We start from the raw sequence: 14,874 nt of genomic DNA on the forward strand, positions 1-14,874 counted from the left end.
CAGCCTTCCGGGAAAAAACTACACCGTCAGGCGAGGGAGTGCCGTCTGGTCAAGGGGTGAGGCCATGGGCGCCGGGGTGGAGGTGGCCGTCCGCCAGGCCGTCGAGGCCGAGCCTGATCAGCGCCTGTCCCAGCGTCGAGGTCTCGCGGATGGCGTCCTCGAGCACGGCGAGCTGCCGGAAGGCGTCGCCGTACGCCTTCTGCTCCTTCAGCGACAGGCGCGGCAGCCGGGTGCGGCGCACGTCGAATCTGCTGGAGCCGGTGGTCGCCCGGCCGCCGGCGGCCCGCAGGAAGCCCGCCAGGAAGTCGGGGTCGAGCCGGCGCGCGTCCACCCGGTAGAGCGTCAGATGGGGCCCCAGCACCGCCCCACCGTCGGCCATCACGCGCACGCTGGAGTAGGAGGCCACCACGTCGCCCGGGCGGATCGCGATCAGCCCCTGCTGCATGGTGGTGCCACCGGACGGCGGCGTGCCGTTGAGCACGTCGTCGGAGGTCAGCACGGGCACCTCGCCGCCGTCCGCGGCCATCTTGGGCGGGGCCTGCGACGTGGCCACCAGACCTTCCTTGATCAGGTCGCCCAGCGTGGTCGCGGGCTGGTCGAGCGGCTGCTCCAGGACCTTCAGGTCGGGCGGCGCCGAGGTGGCGGCCATGAAGCGGTCGCGGGCCTCGGCGTACGCCTTGCCGACGTCGTCGCGCCGCTGGTGGCGGGCCGGGGTCATGTCGACCTCGTCGGCCAGCAGGTCGATGATGCGCACGGTCTGGTCGGAACGGTCCTCCAGGTACGCCTCCCAGGCCGGCTCGACGATCGCCAGGTCGGCCGTGGCGTCGAGGATCAGCACCTCGGACGGCGGCCGCTCGCCCGGCGCGGGCCTGCGCAGCAGCCAGAGGTCCGATCCCGGCAGCGCGATCACGGCCCGCAGGGCGCCCGCGCGCAGCAGGTTGGCCCGGATGCGGCGGCCCGCCTTGCGGCTGGCGGCGGCCGGCGGCATGAGGATGGCGACCAGGCCGCGCGACTTGACGTGGGTGAGGCAGTGCTGCACCCAGGCCAGCTCCGGCTCGCCGCGCGGCGGCAGGCCGTACTCCCAGCGCGGGTCGCCGGTCAGCTCCTCGTAGCCCCAGGCCCGCTCGTTGAACGGCGGATCGCACACCACGGCGTCGGCCCGCTCGCCGGCGAACCCGTCGTGGCGCATCGAGTCACCGGACACGACCTCGGCGTCGATGCCGCGCAGCCGGAGCCTGGCGGCGGTGATGGCCGCCGAGGTCTCGCTGAGCTCCTGCCCGAGCATCCTGACCGCCCCCGGCTCCGCCTGGGCGTGCCGGTCGTGGGTGGGGGCGAGGAGCAGCGTGCCGACGCCGCAGGCCGGGTCGAGGATCGTCGAGCCGGTCGGCCGTACCAGCCTGACCATGAGCCCGGCCACGTCCTCGCGGGTCACCGAGAGCTGCCGCGAGTGCGCCTCCAGGTAGCGCTCGCAGAGGAACTCGTACGCCGTCAGCGCGCCGAGCTGCTCGGCCAGCTCCAGTACGAGCTCCGCCAGCTCCGGCTCCAGCCCGCCCTCGACGGGCGATCCGGGATCCGGGGCGGGGCGGGTCAGCAGGGCGCCGGCCTGGGCCACCAGCTCGCCCAGACGCAAATCTCCCGCTGCTTTCAGGCGTTGCCACACCCGATCTCCCAGGGAGACCTGGTAGGACTTCCCATAGCGACGTAGCCAGGACTCGACCTGCCGGAGCGAGAAGAGCGGCTGGTTGGCCGTGCCGCCGATGGGATCGGGGAAGTCGTCGTGGCGGCGGCGCCAGTTGCTCACCGCGGCACGCCCGACACCGGCGAGCCGGGCGATGTCCCCGGCGTTGACGGTCGGGTCGTGGCTCATGGTGCCCACAGTAGTTCACAAGAGTCTTCAGCGCATCTGCTTGTGAAGTCTTTCAACCAATGATTTACTGCTGGGTATGAAGCACAACATCCGCTATGCCGCCGGATCAGACGTGGGCCGCCGCAGGGAGCAGAACGAGGACTCCGGCTATGCGAGTGGCCGGCTGCTCGTTGTGGCCGACGGGATGGGTGGGCACGCGGCCGGCGAGCTGGCGAGCTCGGCGGCGATCGCCGTCATGCGCGAGCTGGATGCCACGCTTCCCGAGACGGGCTCGGACCTCGAGGCGGCCCTGGAGGGCGCCGTGCACGAGGCGGCACGCAGGCTGGTCGAGCTGGCCGACATCGACCCCGCGCGCAGGGGGATGGGGACCACGGTGACCGCCATGCTGTGGGACGGCTACCGGTTCGCCCTGGCTCATCTCGGTGACTCCCGCGGATATTTGCTTCGCGACGGTGCTCTCTACCAGATGACCAAGGATCACACACTTGTGCAGTCGATGGTGGACGAAGGGCGGATAACCGAGGACCAGGCCGCCGTGCACCCCCGGCGTTCGATGGTGCTGCGGGTGCTGGGCAGCGAGGGCAGGGCGGAGCCCGACATGGCGCTGCGCGAGGCCGAGCCTGATGACCGCTACCTCCTCTGCTCCGACGGCCTCACGACCGTACTCGGTCCCGAGGTTCTGCACGAGGTCCTGACCACGGTGGCAGACCCGGGCTCGGCCGTCCAGCGGCTCATCGATCTGGCCAACGAGGGCGGCTCGCCGGACAACGTGACCGTGATCGTGGCCGACGTGGTCGCGCCGGGCGCGGGCGAGGCGGCCGTCTATCGCGTGGGGGCCGGCGCTTAACAGGAGTGGTCACCAGTCTCAGCTGCCTCACCAGTCACAAAACCGAAATATTGGCTAATAGCACGACACTTTCCGAGTGATTCGCGCAATTTCCCGATGGCGCTACTACAGTCCATCGTGATTTATCGGTTTTCTGGGAGGAGTCACCCTGGACCCGATCGCGGACGAGCTGCTGAAGACGGTGCGGCAGGAACTCGGCTACAAGGAGAAAAACGGCCAGTTCACGAAGTTCGGCCAGTGGTATGCGGATCGCGTCCAAGACACCCAGTACCGCAACGGGCCGTGGTGTGACATGTTCATCGCCTGGGCCGCGGACAGAGCCGACCTCAGCCAATACGTGGGCGAGTTCGCCTGGACGCCCTCCCATGCCGCCTGGTTCATGAAACAGGGGGCATGGACGCAGAAGCCCGAGCCGGGTGCGCTCGTCTTCTTCGACTGGAAGGGCGGCAAGAGCTACAAGGGCATCGACCACGTGGGGATCGTGGAGAAGGTCAGCGGCAAGAAGATCCACACGATCGAGGCGAACGTGGACCGGATCTGGCTCAAGCGCAAGACGCGGGAGACGGACAAGGTCGTCGGCTATGGCATTCCGCGCCTGGTCAAGGCCAGCGCCGACAAGCTCGGGGAGATCCGCTCGACCGAGCGGCCCTTCGTGCCCTTGCCGCGCGTGGACAGCGGGCAGGGGTCGCCTCTGGACGTCCTGGGCACGCCGCCCGCGCTGCTGACCGCGATGGTGCTGATGACCGTCGTCCTCTCCCTCCGCGTCACCGGCCGCCGCCGCGGCACCCACCGCCGCCTCGCCTGGCCCTGGAACGCACCAACCACCGAGCAGGAAGCCACTCCTGCACCCGAACGGGTGACGATCCGCGCCAAGGCCCCGGAGAAGACCTCACATCCCCGTCCCGCGCCGCCCGCCCGCCCCGAAAGGACGCGCGTCCCGGCTGCCGCGGGCACCAGGCCCCCGACCTCGACGAGACGCAAGCCCTACGAGCCCGGCTAGCCCGCGTTCCGGCCCGCGAGGGGCTAGGCCGTGAGGTCGATGACCACCTTGACGTCGTGGCCGCGTTCGAAGGCGTCCAGGGCGCGCGACAGCGGGACCCGGCGCGTGATCAGCCGTTCGAGCCACCCGATGTCGGCCTTGACCAGCGCGTCGGCGGCGTCCCTGTAGTGCCGCAGGTTCGCGTTCACGGAGCCGAAGACCACGTCGTTCTCCAGGACGATGTCCCGGTTGATGAGCCCGGCGTCCACCCGGTGCGCGCGGCCTCCGGGTGAGAGCCCGGCCAGGCAGACGATCCCCGCGGCGGCCGTGCCGACCATGGCGTCGATGACGAGCGTCCCGGCCCCCGTGCACTCGATGATGACGTCGGGCCTGACCGTGGTGAGCTCCTTCAGCGACGTGCCGGAATGGTAGGTCCCGTCCAGGTTCTCCACGAGCCGCGACTTGAGCCCGGCGGGCGAGCGGTCGAGCACGTGCACCTCCAGCCCCCGCTGCCGCCCCATCAGCGCCGCCAGCAGCCCGATGGGCCCGGCCCCCGTGACCAGCAGCGTGTGGGGCTCGAACCAGGCCCGCGACCCGATCCGCTCGATCTGCTCCCACGCCTTGGCGACCACCGACGCGGGCTCGACCAGCATGCCGACGCTCTCCAGCGACGGATCCAGGCGCACGGCGTAGGCGCCCTCGACCGTCCAGCGTTCGGAGGCGTACCCGTCGATCTCCTTGATGCCCCGCTCGGTGTACTGGCCGTTGCGGCACATGTCGAACTCGCCCCGCCTGCAGGCTCCGCAGGGCACCGGGTCGGGCCGCCGGACCACTCCGACCACCAGGTCGCCGGGGGAGTACGCGGACCCTTCGGGCACCTCCAGCACCCGGCCCAGCGACTCGTGCCCGAGCACCATGCGCTCCTTGCCGGGCGGCGGCCAGCCGTACTCGGCGGTGATCAACTCCCTGTCGGTCCCGCAGACCCCCAGCGCCAGCCCCTGGACCAGCAGTTCGCCCGTGCCCGGGGCGGGATCAGGGACCTCTTCGACGGCCAGCGTCCCTTGCTTGCCCGGTGTGAACGTCAGTGCGCGCATGCGGTTCACCCCCTCGGGCCCCCTACCCGGATGCCGGGGAGAAATAGTAGGACGTCCAAGTACCAATTAATAGGACGTCCTAGTATCTTCGGAAGGGAGAGCCCTCACGAAGGAGTGAACAGGCGTGCACGTCCCGGTACACCCAGTCCGTTTCGTGACCGCCGCGGCCTTGTTCGACGGCCACGACGCGGCGATCAACATCATGCGGCGCATCCTCCAGTCGCAGGGGGCCGAGGTCATCCATCTCGGGCACAACCGCTCGGTGGACGAGATCGTCACGGCCGCCGTCCAGGAGGACGTCCAGGGCGTGGCGATCAGCTCGTACCAGGGCGGCCACGTGGAGTTCTTCACCTACCTCGTGGAGCTGCTGCGCGAGCGCGGGGCCGGGCACGTCAAGGTGTACGGCGGGGGCGGGGGCGTGATCGTCCCCGAGGAGATCGAGCTGCTGCACTCGCGCGGCGTCACCCGCATCTTCTCGCCCGAGGACGGCCAGCGGTACGGGCTGCCCGGGATGATCAACCGGCTCATCGAGGACTGCGACGTCGAGCTGGACGGCTGCCCGCCGGTCGAGGCCGTGGTCTCGGGCGACCAGGCGGCGCTGGCCCGCGCGATCACGCTCATCGAGTCGGGGCGCGCCCCGGAGGGGCTGGTCGAGGGCCTGAAGGCCGCCGCGACGGGGAGGAGCGCCCCCGTGCTCGGCATCACCGGTACGGGCGGCTCCGGCAAGTCCTCGCTCACCGACGAGCTGGTCCGCAGGTTCCGCGTGGACAACGACGACAAGCTACGCATCGCGGTCATCGCCATCGACCCCACCCGCCGGCGCGGCGGCGGCGCCCTGCTCGGCGACCGCATCAGGATGAACAGCCTGAGCCCCCAGACCTACTTCCGCTCCCTGGCCACCAGGGGCGCCGCCAACGAGGTGCCCGCCTGCCTCGACGAGGTGATCACCGCCTGCCGGGCCGCGGGCCACGACCTGGTGATCGTGGAGACGCCCGGCATCGGCCAGGGCGACGCCGGGATCGTCCCCCACGTGGACGTGCCGATCTACGTGATGACGCCCGAGTTCGGGGCGGCCTCGCAGCTCGAGAAGATCGACATGCTGGACTTCGCCGAGGCCGTGGTGATCAACAAGTACGAGCGGCGCGGCGCGGAGGACGCCCTGCGCGACGTGCGCCGCCAGCTCGTACGCAACCGCGAGGCGTTCGGCGCCAGGCCGGAGGACATGCCGGTCTTCGGCACCATCGCGGCCCGCTACAACGACGCCGGGGTCACGGCCCTCTACCAGCACCTCAAGCCCCTCCTGCTGGGCGAGCCGGGGCCGGGGCTGCTGCCGAAGGTGTCCGGGCGCACCTCGCGGGCGTCGGCCGCCATCGTGCCGCCGGCCCGGGTCCGCTACCTGGCCGACATCGCCGAGACCGTGCGCGCGTACCACGCCGAGACGCTCGCCCAGGCCGAGGTCGCCCGCCGCCGCCAGCAGCTGGCCGCCGTGCGCTCCCTCCTGGAGGACCCCCGCCTGGAGGAGCTGGAGGCGCAGGCGGAGCGGGAGCTGAGCGAGGAGAGCCGGGCCCTGCTGGATGCCTGGCCCGCCGTCAGGGAGCGCTACACCGCCGACGAGCTGGTGGTGAAGGTGCGCGACCGCGAGATCCACACCCCGCTCTGGCGCGAGACCCTGTCCGGCAACCGGATCCCGCGCGTGGCGCTGCCCCGCTACAGCGACCACGGCGACCTGCTGAGGTTCCTGCGCGGGGAGAACCTGCCCGGGTCGTTCCCCTTCACCGCCGGGGTGTTCCCGTTCAAGCGCGACGACGAGGACCCGACCAGGATGTTCGCCGGTGAGGGCGACCCGTTCCGCACCAACAGGCGCTTCAAGCTGCTGTCCGAGGGCCAGCCCGCGACCAGGCTGTCCACGGCGTTCGACTCGGTGACCCTCTACGGCCACGACCCGGACCTGAGGCCCGACATCTACGGCAAGGTGGGCACCTCGGGCGTGTCGATCGCGACGCTCGACGACATGAAGGTGCTCTACGACGGGTTCGACCTGGCGGCGCCGAACACGTCCGTGTCCATGACGATCAACGGCCCGGCGCCCACGATCCTGGCCTTCTACCTCAACACCGCCATCGACCAGGCCCTCGACCGCTTCCAGGCCGAGCAGGGGCGCCCGCCGTCGGCCGAGGAGGCCGCCGCCCTGCGCGCCCGTACGCTGGCCACGGTCAGGGGCACCGTGCAGGCCGACATCCTCAAGGAGGACCAGGGCCAGAACACCTGCATCTTCTCCACCGAGTTCTCGCTCCGGATGATGGCCGACATCCAGGAGTGGTTCATCAAGAACGGCGTGCGCAACTTCTACTCGGTCTCGATCTCCGGCTACCACATCGCCGAGGCCGGGGCCAACCCCATCAGCCAGCTCGCCTTCACGCTGGCCAACGGCTTCACGTACGTGGAGGCGTACCTGGCCAGGGGCATGAAGATCGACGACTTCGCCCCGAACCTGTCGTTCTTCTTCTCCAACGGCATGGACCCCGAGTACAGCGTGCTCGGGCGGGTGGCCCGCCGCATCTGGGCGGTGGCCATGAGGGAGCGCTACGGCGCCGGGGAGCGGTCGCAGAAGCTGAAGTACCACATCCAGACCTCGGGCCGGTCGCTGCACGCCCAGGAGATGAACTTCAACGACATCCGTACCACCCTCCAGGCCCTGATCGCCGTCTACGACAACTGCAACAGCCTGCACACCAACGCCTTCGACGAGGCGGTGACGACCCCGTCGGCCGACTCGGTGCGCAGGGCCATGGCCATCCAGCTCATCATCAACCGCGAGTGGGGCCTGGCCAGGAACGAGAACCCGCTGCAGGGCTCGTTCATCGTCGAGGAGCTGACGGACCTGGTGGAGGAGGCCGTGCTCGCCGAGTTCGAGCGGCTGTCCGACCGGGGCGGCGTGCTGGGCGCGATGGAGACCGGCTACCAGCGCGGCAAGATCCAGGACGAGTCCATGCTGTACGAGATGCGCAAGCACGACGGCTCGCTGCCGATCGTCGGGGTGAACACGTTCCGCAACGGCACGGAGGAGCCGCCGGCGCACAAGCTGGAGCTGGCCAGGGGCACCGAGGAGGAGAAGCGCTCGCAGCTCGACCGGCTGCGCGCCTTCCACGAGCGCAACCGCTCGGAGGCCCCGGCGCAGCTCGCCCGGCTGCGCGAGGTGGCGATGTCGGACGGGAACGCGTTCGAGGTGCTGATGGACGCGGCCCGCGTCTGCTCGCTCGGCCAGATCACGGAGGCGCTGTTCGAGGCGGGCGGCCAGTACCGCCGCAACGTCTGACCACGCGCGTGGGTGATGAGGGGGCTCGGGAGCCGCGCGGATAGGATCACGGATCGGGGAACATCGCTATCCAGGAGGCTTTCATGTCCGACGTCACTTTCAAGGGCACGCCCGTCACCGTGGGCGGCACCTTCCCGCAGCCCGGCGACAGCGCGCCCGCGTTCAAGCTGGTGGGCGGCGACCTGGCCGAGCACTCGCTGGAGGAGTACGGGCAGAAGACCAAGGTGCTCAACATCTTCCCGAGCCTCGACACCGGCGTCTGCGCGGCCTCGGTGCGGCGCTTCAACGAGGTGGCCGCCGAGCACCCCGAGGTGGCCGTGCTCTGCGTCTCCGCCGACCTGCCCTTCGCCCAGAAGCGGTTCTGCGGCGCCGAGGGGCTCGACAACGTGATCACGCTCTCGCTCATGCGGGGCCGCGAGTTCCTGACCGACTACGGCGTGGCGCAGGAGTCGGGTCCGCTGGCCGGGCTGGCCGCGCGCGCGGTGGTCGTGCTCGACGGTGACAACCGGGTGGTCTACTCCCAGCTGGTGCCGGAGATCACCCAGGAGCCCGACTACGACGCCGCGCTGGCGGCGCTCAAGTAGCGGTCCGGGGGTCCACACCGTGGACCCCCGGCCTCAGCCCCTCCTGGCCACGCCGCACAGGATCAGCGACGACTCGGGCCCGTCGACGAAGTCGATCATGTCGGCCTGGTCGGGCCGCCACTCCGGCAGCCACACGAGGCCCGGGTCGACCAGCTCGAACCCCTCGAACAGCGCCGCGATCCGTTCCCGGCTCCGGAACCTGATCGGGGCGTTGGTGCCCCGGTAGACCTCGGTGATCGCCTCCACGGCCGCGGCGCGGGCGTCGGTGGTGCCGTGGGACATGACCAGGCAACTGCCGGGGGCCATGGCGTCGCGCAGGCCCGCCACGATCTCCCGAGGGCGGTCGGAGTCGGCGACGTAGTGCATGATCGCCGTCAGCAGCACGCCGACCGGGCGGCTGAAGTCGATCGCCGCCATCACCTCGGGATTGCGCAGGATGCCCTCGGGCTTGCGCAGATCGCCCTCCACCGCCGTCGTGTCGCCCTGACCGGCCAGCAGCGCCCTGGCGTGCACCAGCACCACGGGATCCCGGTCCACGTAGACCACCCGGGCCCCCGGGGTGATCTTCCTGGCCACCTCGTGCACGTTGTCCGGGCCGGGCAGCCCCGTCCCGATGTCGAGGAACTGCGTGATGCCGGACTCGGCGAGGTACCGAACGGCACGCCCCAGGAACGCGCGATTCGCCCGGACCGCCGCCCGTAACTCCGGAGCCGCCTCGAGCAGCTTCTCCGCCGCCGCCCGGTCGGCAGGGAAGTGGTCCTTGCCACCCAGGAAGTAGTCGTAGAGCCGGGCGATGTTGGGAGTGTGCGGATCGAAGGCTGGCGACTCTCGTTCCAACCGTCATTCCCCCGATCAAGAGTTAACGATCTTCGACCTGGATTCTACGGATCTATACCGACATTCACCGCCGAATACCCGTCGATCTAGGCTGATGTTGTGGATGACACCGGCGTGCCCGTGAAGATCCCCGAGACCGTGCGGCGGATCGTGTCCCTGGTGCCGTCGCTGACCGAGTCGGTGGCGGCGACCGTGCCGGAGGCGCTGGTGGGGGCGACCGACTGGTGCTCGCACCCGGCCGACCTGGACGTGGCCAGGGTCAGGGGCACCAAGAACCCCGACCTCGACGCGATCAGGCGGCTCCGGCCTGACGTGGTCCTCGCCAACGCCGAGGAGAACCGCGCGCCCGACATCGAGGCCCTGCGCGAATCGGGCATCGCGGTCTGGGTGACGAAGATCGAGACGCTGGACCAGGCTTTCCGGTCGCTGGAGCGCATGTTCCGGGAGGCGTGCCGTACCGGACGTCCCGGGTGGCTGGACGCGGCGGAGGAGGCGTGGCGCGCGCCCGCGGAAGGGGCGCGGCGCACGGCCGTCGTCCCGATCTGGCGGCGGCCCTGGATGGTGGTGGGGCGCGACACGTTCACCGGGGACGTGCTCAGGCGCCTCGGCGTGGTCAACCTCTACGCCGGCCACGAGGAGCGCTATCCCAAGATCCCCCTGGCCGAGCTGGTCGAGCGGCGGCCCGACCTGGTGGTGCTGCCGGACGAGCCGTACGCGTTCTCGGAGACGGACGGCCCCGAGTGCTTCCCGGGGCTCGCCTGCGCGCTGGTCAGCGGGCGGCTGCTCACCTGGTACGGCCCCTCGCTCGTGGAGGCGCCCGCCCTGCTGCGGAGCGCCCTGGGCTGACCGGGCTCAGCGCGCCCGTACGCGTCCGGCGGCCAGGGCGGCGTCCACGGAGGCGGCGGAGAGCACGTGCTCCATGACGATCACCGCCATCCCCACGATCCCGGCCCGGTCCTCGAGCGAGGTGGGCACGATCTCCAGGTGCCTGGTCGTGTACGGCAGGCTGTGCCGATAGACGATCTCCCTGATCCCCGTCAGATAGTGCTCCCTGGTCTCCGCCATGTCCCCGGCCAGCACCAGCACGCCCGGATTGAGCAGGCTGACCGCGGTGGCCAGCACGAGGCCCAGCGTGCGCCCCGCCTCCTGGGTGCGGGCGATGGCCGCCGGATCGCCCGCCTGCACCAGGCGTACGACGTCGCGGCTGGACTCCTGGCCCAGGTCGGTGGCCAGGGCGTGGCCGCTGGCCAGCGAGGCCACGCAGCCGCGCGAGCCGCACGTGCAGACCCGGTCGTCGTGCTCGTTCAGCCGCACGTGCCCGATGTTCCCGGCGGCCTCCTCGACGCCCCGGTAGATCTGCCCGTCGATGATGATCCCGGTGCCGATCCCGGTCGACACCTTGATGAGGATGAGGGAGTCCGTGTCGCGCCACGACGACCACCACTCGCCCAGCGCCATCGCGTTGGCGTCGTTCTCGACCAGCACGGGCACGTCGTAGGTCTCCGCGATCGCCTCGCCCACCGGATAGCCGTCCCACCCGGGCATCAGGAACGACCTGATCATCCGCCCGGTGGTGTGGTCCACGGAGCCGGGCAGGTCGAGCCCGATGCCGTACACGTCGCTCGCCGGCCGCCCGGCCCGGTCGAGCAGCCGCTGGAACGCCTCCCGCACCCACGACAGGACCGCCTCGGGGCCGAGCTCGATGCGCATCTCGGCGCGCTCCTCGGCCAGGGTGCGGGCGGCCAGGTCGGTGAGCGCCACGCGGGCGTGGCTGGCGCCCAGGTCGGCCACCAGCATCAGGCGCCGGCCGGCGTCCACGTCGAGCACCGAGGGCGGTCGCCCGCCCCCGGAGGCCGCGACGCCGGACTCGTGGATGTATCCGGCGTCGATGAGCCGGTCGACCCGGTCGGTGATCGTCGACCGGGACAGGCCGGTGTACTCGATCAGTTCCTTGCGCGTACGGCAGGTGCCATGGCGGATGAGCTGGAGGATCTGCCCTGCCGTCAGCATGGTCTATCCCTTCTCCGCCCCTGCCGTGAGGCCCTCCGTCAGCAGTCGCTCACTGGCGAAGAACACGATCACGATGGGCAGTGTCAGCACCACCGAACCTGCCATCAGGACCGTCGTGGGAATCTCTATGCTCCCCGCCAGCTGCGAGAGGCCCAGGGACACCGTCCAGCTCTCCCGCTTCTCCACGAGGAAGAGCAGGGCGAACAGGAACTCGTTCCACGCGATCATGAACGCGTAGAGGCCGGTCGCCATCAGCGCGGGCTTGGAGAGGGGCAGCACCACGCGCCAGATGGTCGAAAGCCTCGTGCACCCGTCGATCGCGGCCGCTTCCTCCACGCTTTGCGGCACGGTCTCGAAGTAGTTGCGGAGCATGTATACCGTGACGGGCACGGTTTGCGCGATATACACGAGGATCAGTCCGAAAAGGGATCCGCGTAGCCCCAGCATCGTGAAGAGCACGAAGAGGGGGATGGCCAGCACGATCGCCGGAAACAGGTACACCGCCAGGAAGAGGAAGTGGACCTGCCGCCGGCCGAAGAAGCGCAGCCGCGCGACCGCGTACGCGCCCGGGATCGAGATCAGCAGCGTGACCGCCACCGAGGCGAGCGCCACGATCGCGCTGTTCCTCAGGAAGCTCAGGAAGCCCTGCCTGGTCAGCACGTCCACGTACGTGTCCAGGGTGAAGGCGCGCGGCCAGAGCGAGCCCGGCTCCAGGATCAGCTCCTGGATGTCGCGCACGGACAGCAGCACCATGTAGAGGAACGGGAACGCGGTCATCAGGAAGAGCACCCCGATGACCAGCGGCTTCAGCACCCGGAGGAGGGCCCGCTCGAACCTATCTCTGCTCACCTTCACCCCCGCCGAAGAACCGCAGGTAGATGGCCAGGAACACGACCAGGAAGACCGCCAGCACGATCGCCTGCGCGGCCGAGGCGCCGATGTCGTCGCGGGCGGTCAGGAAGTTGTAGACCCGCACGCTGACCACCTCGGTCCCGGCCCCGCCGCCGGTCAGCAGGTAGACGTCGTCGAACTTGGTGAACGTGAACACGAACCGCAGCACCGACAGCAGCGCGATGATCCGCCAGAGCTGCGGCATGATCACGTATCGGAACCGCTGGGTAGGCGTGGCCCCGTCCACGACCGCGGCCTCGTCCAGCTCCGCGGGCAGCGCCTGGAGCCTGGCCAGGATGAACAGGAACGCGAACGGGAAATACCGCCACGCCTCGAACGCGATCACCGTGAACAGCGCCACCGGCACCCGCACGCCCAGGAACTCGCCCCTGGCCTGGGTGAGGAACGCGATCGGCTCCTGGAGCCAGGTGTTGACGATGCCGTACTGGGGGTTGAGCATCGTCTCCCACAGGAACGCCACGGCCACGACCGGCGCCACGTACGGGATCAGGATCGAGGCCCTGACCAGGGTCCGCCCCCTGAACCTGTCACGCAGCGCCAGCGCCGCCACCAGCCCGATCGCGATCGACAGCACGGTCCCCGCGACGGTGTAGACGAGCGTGTTGACCAGGGACGACCAGAAGCCGGGCTCGGAGACCACGTAGGAGAAGTTCTCCAGCGTGTAGTGGCCGAAGATGCCGACCCGGCGGATGTTGATCAGCCGGGCGTCCTGGAACGCCAGCATGATCGCCCACAGCAGTGGCAGCACCACCACGACCAGCGTGATGACGAGCGTCGGCGAGATGAGCGCCAGCCCCGCCCGCCCTTCCCGCTGCCGCAGAGTGGGGGTCACTGGCGGATCCCGCGCTTGATGGTCTCCACGTCGGCCTTGGCCTGGGCGGCGGCGGCCTGCGGGGTCAGGGAGCCGTCCACGACCGAGCTGAGCGCCTTGGGCACCGGCAGCTCGCCCATGGTGGCGCCGACCAGCTTGCCCTGCCCCTGCGGGATCCCCCAGCGGGCGAAGGTGTCCGGGCTCTTGCGCAGGGCGTCCAGCACGTCGGCCGGGTAGATGTCGGCCAGCGGCTTCTTGGAGTCGACCCCGGCGGGCAGCTTGTTCCACTTGTCCTCGAAGCCCTTGCGGGTCGGGAACTTGCCCTCGGGCGCCATGCCGATCCAGCGCTCGTAGCCCTCGTTCATCATGTAGGCGACGAACTTCGCGGCGGGGTCCTTGGCGGCGTCACGGGTGATCGCCCAGGAGACGATCTCGCCGTACTGCGCGGGCGCGCTCCCGTCGGGCCCCTTCAGCGCCGTGACCACGCCGGTGTTCTTGGCCAGCCACTCGGGTTCGGCGCGGCACTCCTGGCAGCTCGGCAGCGCGTCCTTACGGAGCCCGGCCAGCTCGTCGAGGATGAACGACGACCAGATCGTCATGGCCGCCTTGCCGGAGAAGTAGGTGGCCCGGGTGGAGTCGACGTCCTGCTTGCCCTTGACCGAGTAGTCCTTGGCGAGCTTGCCGTAGAACTCGAACGCCTTTACGCACTGCGGCGAGTCAAGGGCGACATTTCCGGAATTGTCGACGAGCTGGCACCCGTTCGCCAGCGCGACGTGCTCGAAGCTCTGCGCGGTGAACGAGTCCTTCGGCGCGATCGCCAGCGTGATGCCCGCGACCCCGCCCGTGTTCAGCTTGGCGGCCGCCGCCTCCAGCCGCTCGTACGTGTCGGGCGGCTGCAGCCCGGCCTTGTCGAACAGATCCTTGCGGTAGAGGATCAGCTGCGCCCACCCGTCGCTCGGCACCGCGAGCAGCTTCCCGCCCGAGCTGTCGAGCTCCAGGGCCCGCGGCGAGAAGGAGTCCCGGCCGAGCTGGTCGACGACCTTGCCGGGGGTCTCGGTGTCGAGCAGGTCGTTGGCCTCCAGTTCGCGCACCGCCGCCAGCGGCAGCGCGCCGATCACGTCCGGCAGGTCGCCGGCCGCGGCGGCGGCCGTCACGGCCTGGCTGAACTGGTCCTCGGCCATGGCGACCAGCTTGACCTGGATCCCGGTCTTCTTGGTGAAGTCGGCGGCGATCTGGTTCTGTACGGCCATCCGGTCGTTGAGGTTCTCTTCGGTCCAGACGGTGATCTGGTTGCCGGCGGACGACTCGCCACCGTCGCCGCACGCCGCCAGTGAGGCGGCGGCCAGCAGGGCGACGGAGAGGACGGCGGTTACCTTCTTCGGCATGGCACGCTCCTCCGGTTCGGGGATATGCCGCCCTTACCCTCGTCATGACCTCGGCAACGTTCGGTAGCCGATAACGAGACCGGTCTGTACCCACTCCGTGCCTCCCCCGCCACAAGTGGATCTTTGCCGGAAAGATCTACTTTGGGGTATTTCGGTCATCCGGAGGTCACCGCACTAGCTAGAAAGCCCAGGTGTGCGACCTGGTCGGCGATGTCGGTAAGGTCACTTTCCG

At 70.0% G+C, this 14,874-nt stretch carries 12 protein-coding genes; 5 read left to right on the forward strand and 7 right to left on the reverse strand.

Annotation, left to right across the window (positions count from 1 at the left end; all coding sequences use genetic code 11):
- Positions 1 to 49: 49 nt before the first annotated feature.
- Positions 50 to 1,867: an HsdM family class I SAM-dependent methyltransferase gene (locus HD596_RS22465; protein WP_185071303.1), complete on the reverse strand. Its 1,818-nt coding sequence runs from the start codon at positions 1,865 to 1,867 to the stop codon at positions 50 to 52.
- 76 nt (positions 1,868 to 1,943) lie between these two features.
- Here HD596_RS22465 and HD596_RS22470 point away from each other — a divergent pair, with 76 nt between their 5' ends.
- Both HD596_RS22470 and HD596_RS22475 read left to right on the forward strand, forming a co-directional pair.
- Entirely contained in the window at positions 1,944 to 2,714 is a 771-nt protein-coding gene (locus HD596_RS22470; RefSeq protein ID WP_185071304.1) for a PP2C family protein-serine/threonine phosphatase, read from the forward strand.
- A gap of 181 nt (positions 2,715 to 2,895) precedes the next feature.
- On the forward strand, positions 2,896 to 3,714 hold the full coding sequence (locus HD596_RS22475) for a CHAP domain-containing protein (protein ID WP_185071305.1): 819 nt from the start codon (positions 2,896 to 2,898) through the stop codon (positions 3,712 to 3,714).
- Positions 3,715 to 3,737: 23 nt separating this feature from the next.
- On the opposite strand, the gene HD596_RS22480 is transcribed toward HD596_RS22475, so the two are convergent.
- Complete coding sequence (locus tag HD596_RS22480) at positions 3,738 to 4,787, reverse strand: glucose 1-dehydrogenase (RefSeq protein ID WP_185071306.1); 1,050 nt, start codon at positions 4,785 to 4,787, stop codon at positions 3,738 to 3,740.
- A gap of 124 nt (positions 4,788 to 4,911) precedes the next feature.
- Between HD596_RS22480 and icmF the strand changes: the two genes are divergently transcribed.
- Complete coding sequence (gene icmF / locus HD596_RS22485; protein WP_185071307.1) at positions 4,912 to 8,103, forward strand: fused isobutyryl-CoA mutase/GTPase IcmF; 3,192 nt, start codon at positions 4,912 to 4,914, stop codon at positions 8,101 to 8,103.
- Positions 8,104 to 8,186: 83 nt separating this feature from the next.
- Positions 8,187 to 8,687 (forward strand): thiol peroxidase, encoded by a 501-nt coding sequence (gene tpx, locus HD596_RS22490; protein ID WP_185071308.1) that lies wholly within the window; start codon positions 8,187 to 8,189, stop codon positions 8,685 to 8,687.
- Between the two features lie 33 nt (positions 8,688 to 8,720).
- On the opposite strand, the gene HD596_RS22495 is transcribed toward tpx, so the two are convergent.
- Positions 8,721 to 9,524, reverse strand: coding sequence for an SAM-dependent methyltransferase (locus HD596_RS22495; RefSeq protein ID WP_185071309.1), 804 nt, complete (start codon positions 9,522 to 9,524; stop codon positions 8,721 to 8,723).
- Positions 9,525 to 9,623: 99 nt separating this feature from the next.
- Between HD596_RS22495 and HD596_RS22500 the strand changes: the two genes are divergently transcribed.
- Positions 9,624 to 10,370: a helical backbone metal receptor gene (locus HD596_RS22500; protein ID WP_185071310.1), complete on the forward strand. Its 747-nt coding sequence runs from the start codon at positions 9,624 to 9,626 to the stop codon at positions 10,368 to 10,370.
- 6 nt (positions 10,371 to 10,376) lie between these two features.
- Here HD596_RS22500 and HD596_RS22505 read toward each other — a convergent pair whose 3' ends face one another.
- From HD596_RS22505 to HD596_RS22520, 4 genes are read right to left on the reverse strand one after another with little or no spacing between them, the layout of a single operon-like run.
- A complete protein-coding gene (locus HD596_RS22505; protein WP_185071311.1) occupies positions 10,377 to 11,534 on the reverse strand; it encodes an ROK family transcriptional regulator in 1,158 nt (385 codons plus the stop codon).
- 3 nt (positions 11,535 to 11,537) lie between these two features.
- Complete coding sequence (locus HD596_RS22510; protein WP_313044645.1) at positions 11,538 to 12,383, reverse strand: carbohydrate ABC transporter permease; 846 nt, start codon at positions 12,381 to 12,383, stop codon at positions 11,538 to 11,540.
- Positions 12,370 to 13,278: a carbohydrate ABC transporter permease gene (locus HD596_RS22515; RefSeq protein ID WP_185071312.1), complete on the reverse strand. Its 909-nt coding sequence runs from the start codon at positions 13,276 to 13,278 to the stop codon at positions 12,370 to 12,372. The genes HD596_RS22510 and HD596_RS22515 overlap by 14 nt, the downstream gene beginning before the upstream one ends.
- Positions 13,275 to 14,642: an ABC transporter substrate-binding protein gene (locus tag HD596_RS22520; protein ID WP_185071313.1), complete on the reverse strand. Its 1,368-nt coding sequence runs from the start codon at positions 14,640 to 14,642 to the stop codon at positions 13,275 to 13,277. Before HD596_RS22520 ends, HD596_RS22515 begins: the two co-directional genes overlap by 4 nt.
- Between the last annotated feature and the right edge of the window lie 232 nt (positions 14,643 to 14,874).

It is taken from the genome of Nonomuraea jabiensis (assembly GCF_014204795.1).
Classification (GTDB): Bacteria; Actinomycetota; Actinomycetes; order Streptosporangiales; family Streptosporangiaceae; genus Nonomuraea; species Nonomuraea jabiensis.